The sequence below is a fragment of the Terrabacter sp. 2TAF16 genome (assembly GCF_052115065.1).
Classification (GTDB): Bacteria; Actinomycetota; Actinomycetes; order Actinomycetales; family Dermatophilaceae; genus Terrabacter.
Window position 1 is genome coordinate 21,186 of sequence record NZ_JBFRFZ010000006.1, and the last position, 14,121, is coordinate 35,306.

12 protein-coding genes are annotated in these 14,121 nt (G+C 71.2%); 4 read left to right on the forward strand and 8 right to left on the reverse strand.

What is annotated here, in order from left to right:
* Positions 1 to 60: 60 nt before the first annotated feature.
* A complete protein-coding gene (locus AB4Z14_RS08930; RefSeq protein WP_442274901.1) occupies positions 61 to 636 on the reverse strand; it encodes a TetR/AcrR family transcriptional regulator in 576 nt (191 codons plus the stop codon).
* 122 nt (positions 637 to 758) lie between these two features.
* Here AB4Z14_RS08930 and bioB point away from each other — a divergent pair, with 122 nt between their 5' ends.
* The 4 genes from bioB to bioD are packed head-to-tail and all read left to right on the forward strand — an operon-like array spanning position 759 to position 5,160.
* Positions 759 to 1,835 (forward strand): biotin synthase BioB, encoded by a 1,077-nt coding sequence (bioB, locus tag AB4Z14_RS08935; RefSeq protein WP_442274902.1) that lies wholly within the window; start codon positions 759 to 761, stop codon positions 1,833 to 1,835.
* A complete protein-coding gene (gene bioA, locus AB4Z14_RS08940; protein WP_442274903.1) occupies positions 1,828 to 3,168 on the forward strand; it encodes an adenosylmethionine--8-amino-7-oxononanoate transaminase in 1,341 nt (446 codons plus the stop codon). The genes bioB and bioA overlap by 8 nt, the downstream gene beginning before the upstream one ends.
* Positions 3,165 to 4,463 (forward strand): 8-amino-7-oxononanoate synthase, encoded by a 1,299-nt coding sequence (locus AB4Z14_RS08945; protein WP_442274904.1) that lies wholly within the window; start codon positions 3,165 to 3,167, stop codon positions 4,461 to 4,463. Before bioA ends, AB4Z14_RS08945 begins: the two co-directional genes overlap by 4 nt.
* Positions 4,456 to 5,160 carry a dethiobiotin synthase gene (gene bioD, locus AB4Z14_RS08950; protein ID WP_442274905.1) on the forward strand — a complete coding sequence of 235 codons (705 nt, stop codon included), beginning with the start codon at positions 4,456 to 4,458 and terminating at the stop codon, positions 5,158 to 5,160. The genes AB4Z14_RS08945 and bioD overlap by 8 nt, the downstream gene beginning before the upstream one ends.
* Here bioD and cimA read toward each other — a convergent pair.
* The 7 genes from cimA to AB4Z14_RS08985 form a co-directional block, all read right to left on the reverse strand.
* A complete protein-coding gene (cimA, locus tag AB4Z14_RS08955; RefSeq protein ID WP_442274906.1) occupies positions 5,139 to 6,719 on the reverse strand; it encodes a citramalate synthase in 1,581 nt (526 codons plus the stop codon). The two genes, bioD and cimA, sit on opposite strands and share 22 nt — an antisense overlap.
* 387 nt (positions 6,720 to 7,106) lie before the next feature.
* Entirely contained in the window at positions 7,107 to 7,820 is a 714-nt protein-coding gene (locus AB4Z14_RS08960; protein ID WP_056824487.1) for a gamma-glutamyl-gamma-aminobutyrate hydrolase family protein, read from the reverse strand.
* A gap of 31 nt (positions 7,821 to 7,851) precedes the next feature.
* A complete protein-coding gene (locus AB4Z14_RS08965; protein WP_442274907.1) occupies positions 7,852 to 8,619 on the reverse strand; it encodes a 3-oxoacyl-ACP reductase in 768 nt (255 codons plus the stop codon).
* Positions 8,620 to 8,667: 48 nt separating this feature from the next.
* A complete protein-coding gene (locus AB4Z14_RS08970) occupies positions 8,668 to 10,041 on the reverse strand; it encodes an aldehyde dehydrogenase family protein (protein ID WP_442274908.1) in 1,374 nt (457 codons plus the stop codon).
* Positions 10,038 to 11,405 (reverse strand): glutamine synthetase family protein, encoded by a 1,368-nt coding sequence (locus tag AB4Z14_RS08975; RefSeq protein WP_442274909.1) that lies wholly within the window; start codon positions 11,403 to 11,405, stop codon positions 10,038 to 10,040. The genes AB4Z14_RS08970 and AB4Z14_RS08975 overlap by 4 nt, the downstream gene beginning before the upstream one ends.
* Before the next feature lie 19 nt (positions 11,406 to 11,424).
* Positions 11,425 to 12,153, reverse strand: a complete 729-nt coding sequence (locus tag AB4Z14_RS08980; protein ID WP_442274910.1) for a FadR/GntR family transcriptional regulator — start codon at positions 12,151 to 12,153, stop codon at positions 11,425 to 11,427.
* 244 nt (positions 12,154 to 12,397) lie between these two features.
* A complete protein-coding gene (locus tag AB4Z14_RS08985) occupies positions 12,398 to 13,990 on the reverse strand; it encodes an amino acid permease (RefSeq protein ID WP_442274911.1) in 1,593 nt (530 codons plus the stop codon).
* Positions 13,991 to 14,121: the final 131 nt, after the last annotated feature.

The following is a 14,121-nucleotide window of genomic DNA, read 5'->3' on the forward strand; positions in this document are numbered from 1 at the left end:
CGTCGACGATCTCCACCCTTTCAGGGGGTGGTGCTGGGCGGGGCCTGGACCGCCCAGCACTTACGACGTCCGGAGCGCCTGGCGTGAGCCCGAGAGCCCCCGGACGACGACGGCGAGTCCGACCTCGAAGGCCTTGGCCTCGGTCGTCGCGTCCGGCGCCGGCAGGTCGGGATCGACCGATACCGCGAGTGCTCGATCCTGCTGCCCCGCAACGGAACCCAGGATGTGGTGCACGACGAGTGCCGCCACCTCGTCGCGCTCGGACGCCGGTGCGCCGGCTTCGTGGACGAGCCGGGCGAGCTCGCGGAGCGCCGGCGCGGCACCCGGCTGGACGGCATACGCGAGCCCGACGACGTCGGCAGCATCCGGCACCTGCACGAGCGCGTCGCGGACGGCGACGGCCAGCCCCACGAGCGCCTCGGCCGGCGGGCGGTCGCCCGTCGGCAGTGGGATCTCGGCGAGGAGCACGTCAGCCACCTCGACGAGCAGCTCCTGCTTGTTCGCCACGTGCCAGTAGAGGGCGCCGGGCGCGACGCCGAGCTCGCGGGCGAGACGACGCATCGAGAGGTCACCGAGCCCGTAGCGCCGCAGCAGGTCGACGGCGGTCGCGACGACCTGCTCCCGACTCAGTGCCACGCGCTCCCCTGCCCTCGGCATGCGGGTCCGGCGGACCCGCGTTGACAGCCGAGCCTAGCGACTCGGCATACTGAACACCGTTCAAGTTGAACACCGTTCAACGCCGCGCGCAAGGAGCCCGCATGACCCGCCGATTCGACGATCTCGCCGATGCCGTCCTCGCCGGCACCCCCGCGAGCACCGACGACGCCCTGGACGTCCTGCGCGCCACCGACGAGGAGCTGCTGGCCGTCGTCGCGGCCGCGGCACGCCTGCGCCGCAAGCACTTCGGCAACACCGTCAAGGTCAACTACCTCGTCAACCTCAAGTCGGGCCTCTGCCCCGAGGACTGCCACTACTGCTCCCAGCGGCTCGGCTCGCAGGCGGACATCCTCAAGTACACGTGGCTGAAGCCCGACGAGGCCATCGAGCAGGCGTCCGCCGGACTGCGCGGCGGCGCGACCCGGATCTGCATGGTCTCCAGTGGACGCGGCCCCACCGACCGCGACGTCGAGCGCGTGGCCGGGATGGTCGGCGCGCTCAAGCAGGAGCACCCTGACGTCGAGGTCTGCGCCTGCCTCGGGCTGCTCAAGGACGGGCAGGCCGAGCGGCTGCGAGAGGCCGGCGTCGACGCCTACAACCACAACATCAACACCGCCGAGTCGCACCACGACGACATCGTCACGAGCCACACGTACGCGGACCGCGTCGACACCGTGACCAAGGCCAAGGACGCCGGCCTGTCGCCGTGCTCGGGCCTCATAGCCGGCCTCGGCGAGACCGACGAGCAGCTCGTCGAGGCCCTCTTCGCCCTCCGCGACCTCGGGTCGGACTCGATCCCCGTCAACTTCCTCATGCCCTTCGACGGCACGCCGCTCGAGGGCACGTGGGAGCTCACCCCCGGACGCTGCCTGCGCATCCTCGCGATGGCGCGGATCGTGAACCCGGACAAGGAGATCCGCATCGCCGGAGGTCGTGAGATGCATCTCCGCTCACTCCAGGGACTGGCTCTTCACGTCGCCAACTCGATCTTCCTCGGCGACTACCTGACGTCCGAGGGCCAGGCCGCCGAGGCCGACCTCGAGCTGATCCGCGACCACGGCTTCGTCGTCCTCGGCGCCGACGGGCCCACGTCCGTCCCGAGCGGCGTCCCGGTCGCCACGCACGACCCGGCGAAGCGGCGTCGGGGGGCCGGCACGGACCTTCCCGCCAATGCCTGAAGCCCCGGGATCGCCGCTCGCCGCCCGTGACCGCGGGCTCGTCTGGCACCCCTATGCCCCGCTCGACGGACCCGAGCCGTATGCCGTCGAGGGCGCCTCGGGCGTGCGGCTGTCCCTCACGGCCCCCGACGGCGAGCAGTTCGAGGCCGTCGACGCGATGGCCTCCTGGTGGTGCGCCGTCCACGGGTACCGCAACCCGGTCCTGGACGCCGCGACCCACGAGCAGGTCGACCGTTTCAGCCACGTCATGTTCGGCGGACTGACGCACGAGCCCGCCGTCCGGCTCGCCGAGCGCCTCACGACGATGGCCCCCGGCCCGATGGCCCACGTCTTCTTCGCCGACTCCGGCTCGGTCTCGGTCGAGGTCGCCCTCAAGCTGGCCCTGCAGTACCAGGCCGCGCGCGGACGCCCCGACCGCCAGCGCTTCCTCACCGTGCGCGGTGGCTACCACGGTGACACCTTCGCCGCGATGAGCGTGTGCGACCCCGTCGACGGCATGCACTCAGCCTTCCCGGGCGCCCTGGCCCGGCAGGTCTTCGCCCCGAGGCCACCGGCCGCACGCCTCGTGACCACGCCCACCGGTGGGGACCACTGGGAGACGGACCGCTCCGCTCTCGACCTCTGGGCGGCCGAGGTGCGCGTCCTGGCGCAGACCCACTCCGACGAGCTCGCCGCCGTCGTCGTCGAACCCGTCCTCCAGGGCGCCGGCGGCATGCACGTCTACCACCCCGACTGCCTCCGGGTGCTGCGCGAGGTCGCCGACGACCACGGCCTGCTCCTCGTCGTCGACGAGATCGCGACCGGCTTCGGTCGCACTGGTCGCCTCTTCGCCTCGGAGTGGGCCGACGTCGCACCCGACGTGATCTGCGTCGGCAAGGCTCTGACCGGTGGATACCTCTCTCTCGCAGCGGTGCTCATGACCCGCGAGGTCGGGGACGCGATCACCCGATCGGCGTTCCGAGCCCTCCTGCACGGCCCGACCTTCATGGCCAACCCGCTCGCCTGCGCCGTGGCCAATGCCTCCGTCGACCTCGTCGAGGCGACGTGGAAGGACCACGTCCCCCGCGTCGGCCGGCTTCTCGTCGAGCACCTCTCTCCCGCGGCGTCACTCCCCCACGTCGCCGACGTGCGCACCCTCGGAGCCGTCGGCGTCGTGCAGCTGACGTCGCCCGTCGACGTCGCCCGCGTCACCCGCGCCGCGCTGCGGCGTGGTGTCTGGGTGCGCCCCTTCCGGGACCTCGTCTACACGATGCCGCCGTACGTCTGCACGGATGACGATGTCCGTGTCATCGCCGAAGGGGTCGTCGGCGCCGTTGCAGAGGTCCACGGATGAGCAGCTGGGACGCGTGGCTGGCGGAGCGTTCCGACCTCCGGGCCGAGCGCAGCACGGAGCGCTTCGACCCCGTCCTGCGTCTGGGCGGTCCGCGGCGCGGGTCGCGTGACCCACTCGACCTCGCCTCCAACGACTACCTCGGCCTGTCCCGCGACGACCGCGTCGTGACGGCCGCCCACGAGGCGCTGGAGCGCTACGGCGCCTCGGCGACGGCGAGCCGGCTCGTCACCGGCACCCTTCCGGTCCACCGCGACCTCGAGGCCGCCCTGTGCCGCCTCACGGGCCAGGCGAGCGCGCTCGCCTTCTCGACGGGGTATGCCGCCAACCTCGGGGTGCTGACCGCGCTCAGTGGGCGGGGTACCGAGATCCTTCTCGACGCCCACGCGCACGCCTCCCTCCACGACGCCGCCCGGATGTCCCGGGTCCCCTACGCCACGTTCGCCCACAACGACGCCGCAGCCCTCGACCGCGAGCTCGCAGCGCGGCCCGATCGGCGGGTCCTCGTCGCCGTCGAGTCGATCTACTCCGTGCTCGGCGATGCCGCGCCCCTGCGCGCCCTCGCGGAGGTCTGCCACCGTCACGGCGCCCTGCTCGTCGTCGACGAGGCGCACGGCATCGGGGTGGCCGGTCACGGGCGCGGCCTCGTCCACGAGCTCGGCCTCGTCGGGGCCGGCGACGTCGTCGTGACCCTGACCCTGTCGAAGGCGCTGGGATCCCAGGGCGGTGCCGTGCTCGGCCCGACCACGGTGCGCCACCACCTCGTCAACACCGCGCGCAGCTTCATCTTCGACACCGGGCTCGCCCCCGCGTCGGCCGCCGCAGCCTGCGCCGCCGCGGGCCTGGTCGCGGACGACCCGAGCCTGGCGGCCGCGGTCCGCGCCAACGCCGGCACCATCGCGGCGATCTGTGGCATCGACCAGGCGGCCGGAGCCGTCCAGTCGCTGCCGATGCCGTCGCCCGAGAGCGCCGTCGCCGCGGCCCTGGACCTGCGCGCCCAGGGTGTCCTCGTCGGCTGCTTCCGGCCACCGAGCGTGCCCGACGGCGTGTCCCGCCTCCGTGTCACGGCCCGTGCCGACCTGTCCGGCGACGACCTCTACGAGGCCGCCCGGCTCGTGGCCCGGGCAGCCGCGATTCACGGCGGGGCTCCCGACCCCGCTACCGTCGAGGGGCCACGGGCAGGGGACGCTCCCTCCCCCGTCCGTGGCCTCCCGTCGGTCGCGGCCGCCGAGGGTGTGCAACCACCGGCACCGCACTCGCCACTCGGGTCCATCCCACCGCACGGCGACGATGACTGAGGCGCACCTTCCCCGCGTCGTCCTCGTCACGGGCACCGACACCGACGTGGGCAAGACCGTCGTCACGGCGGCCCTCGTCGCCACGGCACGAGCCGCGGGGCTCAGCGTCACGGCATACAAGCCCACGCAGACCGGGGTGGCACCCGGCGAGCCGGGAGACATGGCCGAGGTGCAGCGCCTGACCGGCGTGGCGGCCGTCGAGGGCGTACGCCTTCGGGCGCCCATGGCGCCGAGACCCGCAGCCGCGCTCGAGGGCGCCGACCTGCCCACCCTGGGCGACCACGTGGCCCGCGTCGCGGACTTGGGCGTAGGCCACGACCTCGTCGTCGTCGAGGGCGCGGGCGGTCTGCTCGTCGAGCTCACCGACGCCGGCGAGACGCTGGCCGACCTCGCGACCGTCCTGCCCGACAGCGGCGTGCTCGTCGTGACCCGCAGTGCTCTGGGCACCCTCAACCACACCATGTTGACGCGAGAAGCTCTGTTCCACAGAGGAGTCCGGCCGCTCGGCATCGTCATCGGCGCGTGGCCAGAGCACCCCGACGTCATCGAGACGACGAACCGCGACTACCTCGGCGCGCTCCCCGAGGGCCTGGTCGGCGCCGTGCCGCTCGGTGCCCCGCGCCACGACGCGGCGACCTTCGCCGCCGACGCTCCCGACTGGCTGCCGGGACTGGCTCAGCGCCTCGGGACACCCTGACGCAGCAGACCGCGCACGATGCCGTCGGTGAGGGCACGCCACGACGCGGCGAGGATCGAGCCGGCGACACCGATGGTGTCCCACGACGTCTCGCCGTCGGAGGTCTCGATGAGCACGCGCGTCACGGCGTCGGTGCCGTGCGAGGCGTCGAGGATGCGCACCTTGAAGTCGATGAGCTCGATCTTCTCGATCTCCGGGTAGGCGCGAGCCAGGGCCTCACGCAGGGCGTGGTCGAGCGCGTTGACGGGACCGTTGCCCTCGCCCGTCGCGATGAGGCGGGCACCGTCGGCGCGCAGCTTGACGGTCGCCTCCGACGTCGCGTCCCCCTCGCCCGAGGAGTCGGTGATGACCCGCCACGACTCGACCTCGAAGTAGTCGGTGCAGCCCGGCTCGAGCGCCTCGCGGAGCATCAGCTCGACCGTCGCGTCGGCGGCGTCGAAGGTCCAGCCGCGCAGCTCGAGGTCCTTGACCTCGGCGAGCACGGCGGCGACGACGTCGGGGCGGTCGGACAGGTCGAGGCCGGCCTCACGGGCCTTGAGCTCGATGCTCGCCCGCCCGGCCATGTCGGAGACGAGGGTGCGCATGCCGTTGCCGACGAGCGACGGGTCCATGTGCTGGTAGAGGTCGGGGTCGACCTTGAGCGCGCTCGCGTGGAGACCGGCCTTGTGCGCGAAGGCGCTGGCGCCGACGTAGGGCTGGCGGCTGTAGGCGGGGACGTTGGTCACCTCGCTGATGGCGTGCGCGATGTGCATGGCCCGGCGGAACGCGTCGGGCTCCATGGCGTCGAGCCCCAGCTTGAACTGGAGGTTGGCGGCGACCGTGAGCAGGTCGGCGTTGCCGGTGCGCTCGCCGTAGCCGTTGACGGTGCCCTGGACGTGGGTCGCCCCGGCCCGGACGGCCGCGACGGAGTTGGCGGCCGCGCAGCCCGTGTCGTTGTGGCAGTGGGCGCCGACGCGGGCGCCGGTCGAGGCGATGACGTCGGCGACGACCTCCTCGACCTGGTGCGGGAGCATGCCCCCGTTGGTGTCGCAGAGCACGACGACCTCGGCGCCGGCCTCGTGCGCGGTGCGCACGACCGAGAGGGCGTAGTCGCGGTCGAGGTGCCAGCCGTCGAAGAAGTGCTCGCAGTCGAGGAACACGCGGCGACCCCGGCCGACGAGGTGGCCGACCGTGTCGCGAACCATCTCGAGGTTCTCCTCGAGCGTCGTGCGCAGGGCCCGCTCGACGTGGCCGGTGTGGGACTTCGCGACGAGGCACACGACCGACGCCTCGGAGTCGACGAGGGCACGCACGAGGGGGTCCTCCGCCGCGACCCCGCCGGCGCGACGGGTTGCCCCGAAGGCGGCGAGGGTCGCGTGACGCAGGTCGAGCTCGGTGCGGGCCCGCTCGAAGAACTCCGTGTCCTTCGGGTTGGCTCCGGGCCAGCCGCCCTCGATGAAGTCGACCCCGAGATCGTCGAGCAGCCCGGCGATGGCCAGCTTGTCCGACACCGAGAGGTTGAGCCCCTCCTGCTGGGCGCCGTCGCGCAGGGTGGTGTCGTAGACGTGCAGCGCTTCCATGGCCTTCATTGTCCTCGATCTCGGGGGTTCGGCCGACCGCCTGTCCAGGGGCGGGCGACGCGGGTGTGGGAGGCGTCCCGGTCTCTTCTCATGGTTGCGGCGGCCGGGGTGGTGGCCTACGCGGTGTCTCCCTCGGGGTGGTTCGGGAAACAAAAAGACCCCCCAGGGTTGGGAGGTCTGCGCGACGAGGGGTGCTCGTCGCGCTATTCGATAATGAGGGTGCCGGTGGGCACGGGTCGCTTCATCACACGCTCACGGTAGGGCTCGCGAAACATCCGCGAAACACCGCGTCCGGATCGTGGGACCGCCGTCCCACTCCGCGGTTCGAGGTGATGCCGCCACCCACCCGGGGTCCGACATCACCTCGACCGGGCGGGACGGCGTCCGTCATCGGCTCGTGGCTGCGGCCTCGACGAGTGCCCGGAAGAGGCGCGGGTCCGTGCCGACCTCCGGGTGCCACTGGACCGCGAGCCGGAAGAAGGCGTCCGGGTCCTCCATCGCCTCCAGCGTGCCGTCGTCGGCCCACGCCGAGGCCTCGTAGCCCGGATGGGTCAGGACGGACTGGTGGTGGTAGCTCGGCACGTCGGCCTCCTCGCCGAGGATCTCGGCCAGCCTGGTCCCCGCGACGGTGCGCACCGCGTGGTTGCCGTACGTCGCCGGCGCCGGTGAGTGCTCGTCGTGGCCGACGCGGTCGGGCACGTGCTGCTCGAGCAGCCCACCGGCCGCGACCGCCATGACCTGCATCCCCCGGCAGATGCCGAGGAGCGGCACGTCGGTTCCCGCCGTCGCCCGGGCGATGGCGAGCTCCGTCGAGTCACGGTCGGGACGCGAGGCCTGGACGGAGGCGTGCCGTTCGTCCGCGTAGAGCTCGGGCGCCACGTCGACCCCTCCGGCGAGGATGACGCCGTCGAGGCGCGCGACGATCTCGAGCGCCGTCCCGTCGTCGAAGTCCGGGCGCGGCGGGATGACGATCGCGATCCCGCCCGCCTCCTCGACCTGTCGGACGTAGCGGTGCGGCACGAGGGCTCCGGGCACGTCGACCCAGCGACCCCACGACGCGCGTTCGACGTAGGCGGTGATCCCGATGACCGGACGACCCATGACGACCTCCTGCTCCAGCCTCCCACTCGCCTCAGAGCGGCGTGACGTATGCGCCCGAGATGCCGCCGTCGACGAGGAAGGTCGACGCCGTGATGAAGCTGGACTCGTCGGAGGCGAGGAAGAGCACGGCGTTGGCCATCTCCCCCGGCTCGCCGAAACGGCCCATCGGCACGTGGACGAGGCGCCGCGCGGCACGCTCCTCGTCCTTGGCGAAAAGCTCTTGGAGGAGCGGGGTGTTGACCGGACCGGGGCACAGCGCGTTGACGCGGACCCCCTCCCGGGCGAACTGCACGCCGAGCTCACGGGACATCGAGAGCACCCCGCCCTTGCTCGCGCTGTAGGAGATCTGCGACGTGGCCGCGCCCATGACGGCGACGAACGAGGCCGTGTTGATGATCGAGCCCTTGCCCTGTTCGAGCATGTAGGGCAGGGCGGCCTTGCAGCAGAGGTAGACCGACGTGAGGTTGACCTCCTGCACCTTGCGCCAGGCGTCGAGGTCGGTGTCGAGGATGGAGTCGTCCTCGGGAGGGCTGATGCCGGCGTTGTTGAACGCGATGTCGACCGAGCCGTACGTCTCCTTGGCCGTGCGGAAGAGCGCGTCGACGTCCTCCTTGCTCACGACGTCGACCCGCACGAACGTACCGCCGACCTCCTCGGCGATGCGGGTGCCGTTCGCCTCGTCGAGGTCGCCGATGACGACCTTCGCGCCCTCCTCGGCGAACCGCCGCACGGTCGCGAGACCGATGCCCGAGCACCCGCCCGTGATGACCGCGACCTTGCCGTCGAGCCTGCCTGCCATGTGGATTCCCTTCCAGACCAGTAGATCTGCGTGTTGGTATGTCGACCGTCAGTCGGTCGAGATGAAGACGTTCTTGACCTCGGAGAACGCGTCGAGCGCGTCGGGGCCGAGCTCGCGCCCGATCCCGCTCTGCTTGAAGCCGCCGAACGGCGTCGAGTAGCGGACGCTGCTGTGCGAGTTGACGGAGAGGTTGCCGGCCTCGACGCCACGCGCGACCCGCAGGCCACGACCTATGTCGCGGGTCCAGATGGACCCCGAGAGGCCGTATGCCGTGTCGTTGGCCTTGGCGACCGCGTCGGCCTCGTCGTCGAACGGCATGACCGCGACGACGGGCCCGAAGACCTCCTCCTGCCAGACCCGGTCGGTGGTCGAGCGCGGGAGGACAACCGTCGCGGGGTACCAGTAGCCGCTGCCCTCGGGGGCCTCCCCGCGGAAGGCGACGTCGACGTCCTCGGTGGCGTCCTCGACGTAGGAGCGCACCGTGTCGCGCTGCCCGGAGCTGATGAGCGGGCCCATCTCGGCGGCCTCGTCGCGAGGGTCGGTGACGACGACGCCGCGCACCGCCGTCTCGAAGTGCTCCATGAAGGTGTCGAAGGCGCTGCGCTCGACGAGGATGCGGCTGCGCGCGCAGCAGTCCTGTCCGGCGTTGTCGAAGACGCCGTAGGGGGCTCGCGCCGCGGCGAGCTCGAGGTCGGCGTCGGCGAAGACGATGTTGGCGCTCTTGCCGCCGAGCTCGAGGGTCACGCGCTTGACCTGGTCGGCGGCCCCGCGCATGATCCGCTGGCCGACGGCCGTGGAGCCGGTGAAGCAGACCTTGCGCACGTCGGGGTGTGTGACGAAGCGCTCCCCCACGACCGTGCCCTTGCCGGGGACGACGGTGAAGACCCCCTCGGGGATCCCGGCCTCGAGCGCCAGCTCACCGAGGCGGACGGCGGTCAGCGGGGTCAGCTCGGCGGGCTTGAGCACGACCGTGTTGCCGGCGGCGAGAGCCGGTGCGAAGCCCCAGCCGGCGATCGGCATGGGGAAGTTCCACGGGACGATGATGCCGACGACGCCGAGCGGCTCGCGGAACGTGATGTCGATGCCGCCGGCGACGGGGATCTGCCGACCGAAGTGCCGCTCAGGCGCCCCCGAGTAGTACGCGAGGACGTCGCGGACGTTGCCCGCCTCCCAGCGTGCGTTGCCGATGGTGTGGCCGGCGTTCTCGACCTCGAGCAGGGCGAGCTCCTCCTGGTGCTCGCCGACGAGGTCCGAGAAGCGGCGCAGGAGCAGCGACCGGTCGGCGGGGCTCAGCGCGCGCCACGCGGGGCTCTCGGCCGAGGCCCGGGCGATCGCGGCGTCGGTCTGCTCGAGCGAGGCGAGCTCGACGGTGCGGACCACCTCCTCGGTGGCCGGGTTGATGACGTCGTGCGTGGTGGTCACAGTCGCTCGAATCCTCTCCTGCGCTCCCAGTCGGTGACGGCGGCGTTGAAGGCCGTGATCTCGACGTCGGCGGCGTTGACGTAGTGGTCGACGACCTCGTCCCCGAAGGCCGCTCGGGCCATGGTCGACCCGGCGAGCAGGTCACGGGCCTCCTGGAGCGTCGAGGGCACGCGTGGCTTGTCCGACGTGTAGGCGTTGCCCTCGAGCGCCGGCTCGAGCTCGAGCTCGTGCTCGATGCCGTGGAGGCCACCGGCGAGCATGGCCGCGACGGCGAGGTAGGGGTTGAGGTCGCCGCCACCGATGCGGTTCTCGACGCGGAGGCCGGCGCCGTGGCCGACGACGCGCAGCGCGCACGTGCGGTTGTCGCGGCCCCACGCCACCGTGGTCGGGGCGAAGCTTGCCGACGCGAATCGCTTGTAGGAGTTGATGTTCGGCGCGTAGAAGTAGGTCAGCTCCCGCTGGGTCGCGAGGATGCCGGCGAGGAAGTGCTCGAACATCGCGCTGTGCCCGTGCTCGCGCTCCTCGTCGACGAAGACGGTCTCTCCGTCGAGGCCGCGCAGCGACAGGTGGATGTGGCACGAGCTGCCCTCGCGCTGGTCGAACTTGGCCATGAACGTCAGCGACTGGCCGTGGTGGGCCGCGATCTCCTTGGCGGCGTTGCGGTAGACGACGTGGTTGTCGCACGTGCGCACGGCTTCGTCGAAGAGGAAGCCGATCTCGTGCTGGCCGTAGTTGCACTCGCCCTTGGCGCTCTCGACGACGGCGCCGGCGGCATACATCTCGTTGCGGATCTCGCGCAGCAGCGGCTCGACGCGATCACCGCCGAGGATCGAGTAGTCGACGTTGTAGCGGTTCGCCGGGGTCAGGCCCGTGTAGTTCGCGTCCCAGGCCTGCTCGTAGGAGTCCTGGAAGACGATGAACTCGAGCTCGGTGCCGCAGTGCGCGGCCATCCCGAGCCCGGCGGCCCGGTCGACCTGGGCCTTGAGCACCGACCGGGGCGACTGCGCCACGGCGCCGCTGCCGTCGAGCCACGTCAGGTCGCACTGCACGGTTGCCGAGTGACGGCTGCCGGGCGTGCGCCGCAGGGTGTCGAGGTCGAGGTCGAAGAACATGTCGCCGTAGCCGCGCTCCCACGAGGAGATGGCGTAGCCGTCGACGGTGTTCATGTCGACGTCGACGGCCAGGAGGTAGTTGCAGCCCTCGGTGCCGTCCTCGAGCACGTGGTCGAGGAAGTAGTGGCCGTGCAGACGCTTGCCCTGCAGCCGCCCCTGCATGTCGGTGAAGGCGACGACGACGGTGTCGATGTCGCCGGACTCGATCTCCTCGCGGAGCCGGTCGAGCGTGAGCGTGGGTGTGGGCGCCATGTCGTGCCTTCCTGTCGTCTCAGCCGATGAGGCCACGGAGCAGCGCGGAGGTGGCGTCGCAGTGCTCCTCCATGACCGCCCGGGCTCGTTCCGCGTTCCCGCCGAGGATGGCCCCGACGATCTGGTGGTGCTGGGCGTTCGAGTGCTCGATGTTGCGCCGCAGCACGGGGATCGCCATGAGCATGTCGTGCAGGGCCGCCTGCGACCGCGTCACGGCGTCGATGAGCATCGGCGACCCGGAGAGGGTCGCGACGGCCAGGTGCAGCCGCGAGTCGGCGACGCGGTGCGCGGCGGGGTCGGGGGCCCCGTCGACCTCGGCGAGGCTGTCGGCGAGCCACGCCCGTTGGTCGCCGGCGAGGGACTGGGTGGCTGCGAGCCAGGCGGCGCCGGGCTCGACGACGCGGCGGAAGGTCAGGGCGTCGCGCATGGCCGCGCCGCTGCGCACGAAAGCGCCGGAGGTGCTCGAGGGCAGCTCGGCCGACTCGGTGACCCAGGTGCCCCCGCCACGTCCGCGTCGGGTCGTCACGAGGCACGAGTCGCGCAGGGCGGCGATCGCCTCGCGCAGCGTGTTGCGGCTGACGCCGAGCCGTTCGGCGAGCTCGCGCTCCGGTGGGAGCTGCTCGCCGCGCGCGAAGACGCCGAGCCGGATGGCCGTCGCGAGCTGCTCGACCGTGCCCTCGAAGACGTTGCCGGCGGCCGGGCGCAGCACGACATCCGGCAGGGACGGCTGTCGTTCGGCTGCACTCACATATCGATCCAATACCGTCACCTCCACCTCGTCAATGGTCTGAGAAAGGACCATTGTGTGGGCGACGAGACGCACACGACGACGTCGCGCGCGACCGTGGGGACGCGGTGGTCGTCGATGGCCAACCCGCCCGGGAGCTCCGTGGCCTCGCTCGGCTGTCCGGCGTGGGACAGCCGAGCGAGGGCGGTGGCGAGCTGGTCGGCCGGACCGGGAGCAGGGCCCGGCCGGGCCCGCGGCTCCGTGGTCACTCGCTGAACGCGTCGACGACCTCGGGGTCGATGTTGGTCTTCGGACCCTTGAACCAGTGACGTGCCGAGACCCGCCACCAGATGGCGAGCACGAGCAGGGAACCGAGCGTGAGGATCGGGGCGTAGTTGACGAACTTCCACTCGAAGCCGTCGGTGAAGGGCACGCCGCCGGGCACGAACGGCAGGATGAAGTAGATCGAGATGATCGCGATCTCGATGACGGCCACGAGGTTCATCCACTTGTACTTCGGCCCGTTGGTCCACGAGCCGGGCACGAACGCGTCGCCCATCTTCCAGCGGAGCCAGATCGGGATGAGGAAGGCCAGGTAGAGGCCGATGACGGCGACCGAGACGACCGCGTAGAAGGCGGTCGGCACGATGAGCGGCGCCTCCTCGGTGCCGATGTTGACCTCGACGAGGGCGGGCAGCGTGATGATCGCGCTGACGACGCCGACGAGCATGACGGCGTTGGCCGGCACCTTCGCCCCGGTCAGCGTCGACCACAGGCGCGAGCCGGGCACGGCGCCGTCGCGGCTGAAGGCGAACGTCATGCGCGAGGCGCTCGTCATGCACGAGGTCGTGCAGAAGAACTGCCCGACCGCCGAGATCGTGAGGATCGCGGCCGCCCACTTCGAGTCCATGGCGTGCGTGAAGATGTAGGCCACGCCGCCGCCGCCGACGCCGGCGTTGTCCGGCTTGCCGTCGGCGCCGTTGGGGATCGCGAAGAGGAAGCAGAGGAGCAGGATCCAGCCGCCGATGGCGGAGTAGAAGATCGAGCGCCAGATCCCTTGTGCCGCAGCCTTGGACGCGGCCGAGGTCTCCTCCGACAGATGCGCGGAGGCGTCGAAGCCGGTGATCGTGTACTGCGTCAGCAGCAGGCCGAACGGGACGATGAGAAGCCAGTACGTGGGCGAGCTCGTCGAGCCGTCGGCGTAGCCGGAGTTGTTGAACCTCTCCGTGAAGACGTAGGAGAAGCTCTGGTGGTTGTCGGGCACGACGATGAGGATGAGGATGATGACGGAGGCTCCGACGACGTGCCACCACACGGAGACGTTGTTCATGACGGCCATGAGGTGGCCGCTGAAGATGTTGAGCACTGCGGCCGCGATGAGCACGACGAGGAAGATCCAGAAGACGCGCGTCAGCGAGTATCCGTCGGCGTAGCCCGTGGACCACGTGCTGAGGGCCAGGTCGATGAAGGTCGCGCAGCCGTAGGCGACGGACGCGGTGACGGCGACGAGGCCGATGAGGTTGAGCCAGCCGGTGAAGAAGCCGGCACGGGCGCCGCCCATCTTGTTGGCCCACCAGTAGATCCCGCCGGACGTGGGGTAGGCCGAGACGAGCTCGGACATCGTCAGACCGATGACGAGGATGAAGGCGGCCACGATCGGCCAGCCCCATGAGATCGCGATCGGGCCGCCGTTGTTGAAGCCCTGGCCGAACGTCGTGAAGCAGCCGGCGAGGATCGAGATGATGGAGAAGGAGATCGCGAAGTTCGAGAAACCCGACCACGAGCGGTCGAGCTCCTGCTTGTAGCCGAGTTCCGCCAGACGGCGTTCGTCATCGGAGAGACCAGTTGCCTGAGCCATGCCCTGCACTCCCATCTTCGGTATGAAGTTGGACCGATGCTAGCGCCCGCACATCGCAGCCGAACAGACCTCGGAACGACCCGTTCTGTGCTGGGACAGGCCGATTTCCGACGCCTTTCGGCGCGCTGACC

Coding starts and splice junctions, on each gene's coding strand:
- bioB (WP_442274902.1), top strand. CDS start 759: ATGACCCGCCGATTCGACGATCTCGCCGATGCCGTCCTCGCCGGCACC.
- bioA (WP_442274903.1), top strand. CDS start 1,828: ATGCCTGAAGCCCCGGGATCGCCGCTCGCCGCCCGTGACCGCGGGCTC.
- AB4Z14_RS08945 (WP_442274904.1), top strand. CDS start 3,165: ATGAGCAGCTGGGACGCGTGGCTGGCGGAGCGTTCCGACCTCCGGGCC.
- bioD (WP_442274905.1), top strand. CDS start 4,456: ATGACTGAGGCGCACCTTCCCCGCGTCGTCCTCGTCACGGGCACCGAC.
- cimA (WP_442274906.1), bottom strand. CDS start 6,719: ATGGAAGCGCTGCACGTCTACGACACCACCCTGCGCGACGGCGCCCAG.
- AB4Z14_RS08960 (WP_056824487.1), bottom strand. CDS start 7,820: ATGGGTCGTCCGGTCATCGGGATCACCGCCTACGTCGAACGCGCGTCG.
- AB4Z14_RS08965 (WP_442274907.1), bottom strand. CDS start 8,619: ATGGCAGGCAGGCTCGACGGCAAGGTCGCGGTCATCACGGGCGGGTGC.
- AB4Z14_RS08975 (WP_442274909.1), bottom strand. CDS start 11,405: ATGGCGCCCACACCCACGCTCACGCTCGACCGGCTCCGCGAGGAGATC.
- AB4Z14_RS08985 (WP_442274911.1), bottom strand. CDS start 13,990: ATGGCTCAGGCAACTGGTCTCTCCGATGACGAACGCCGTCTGGCGGAA.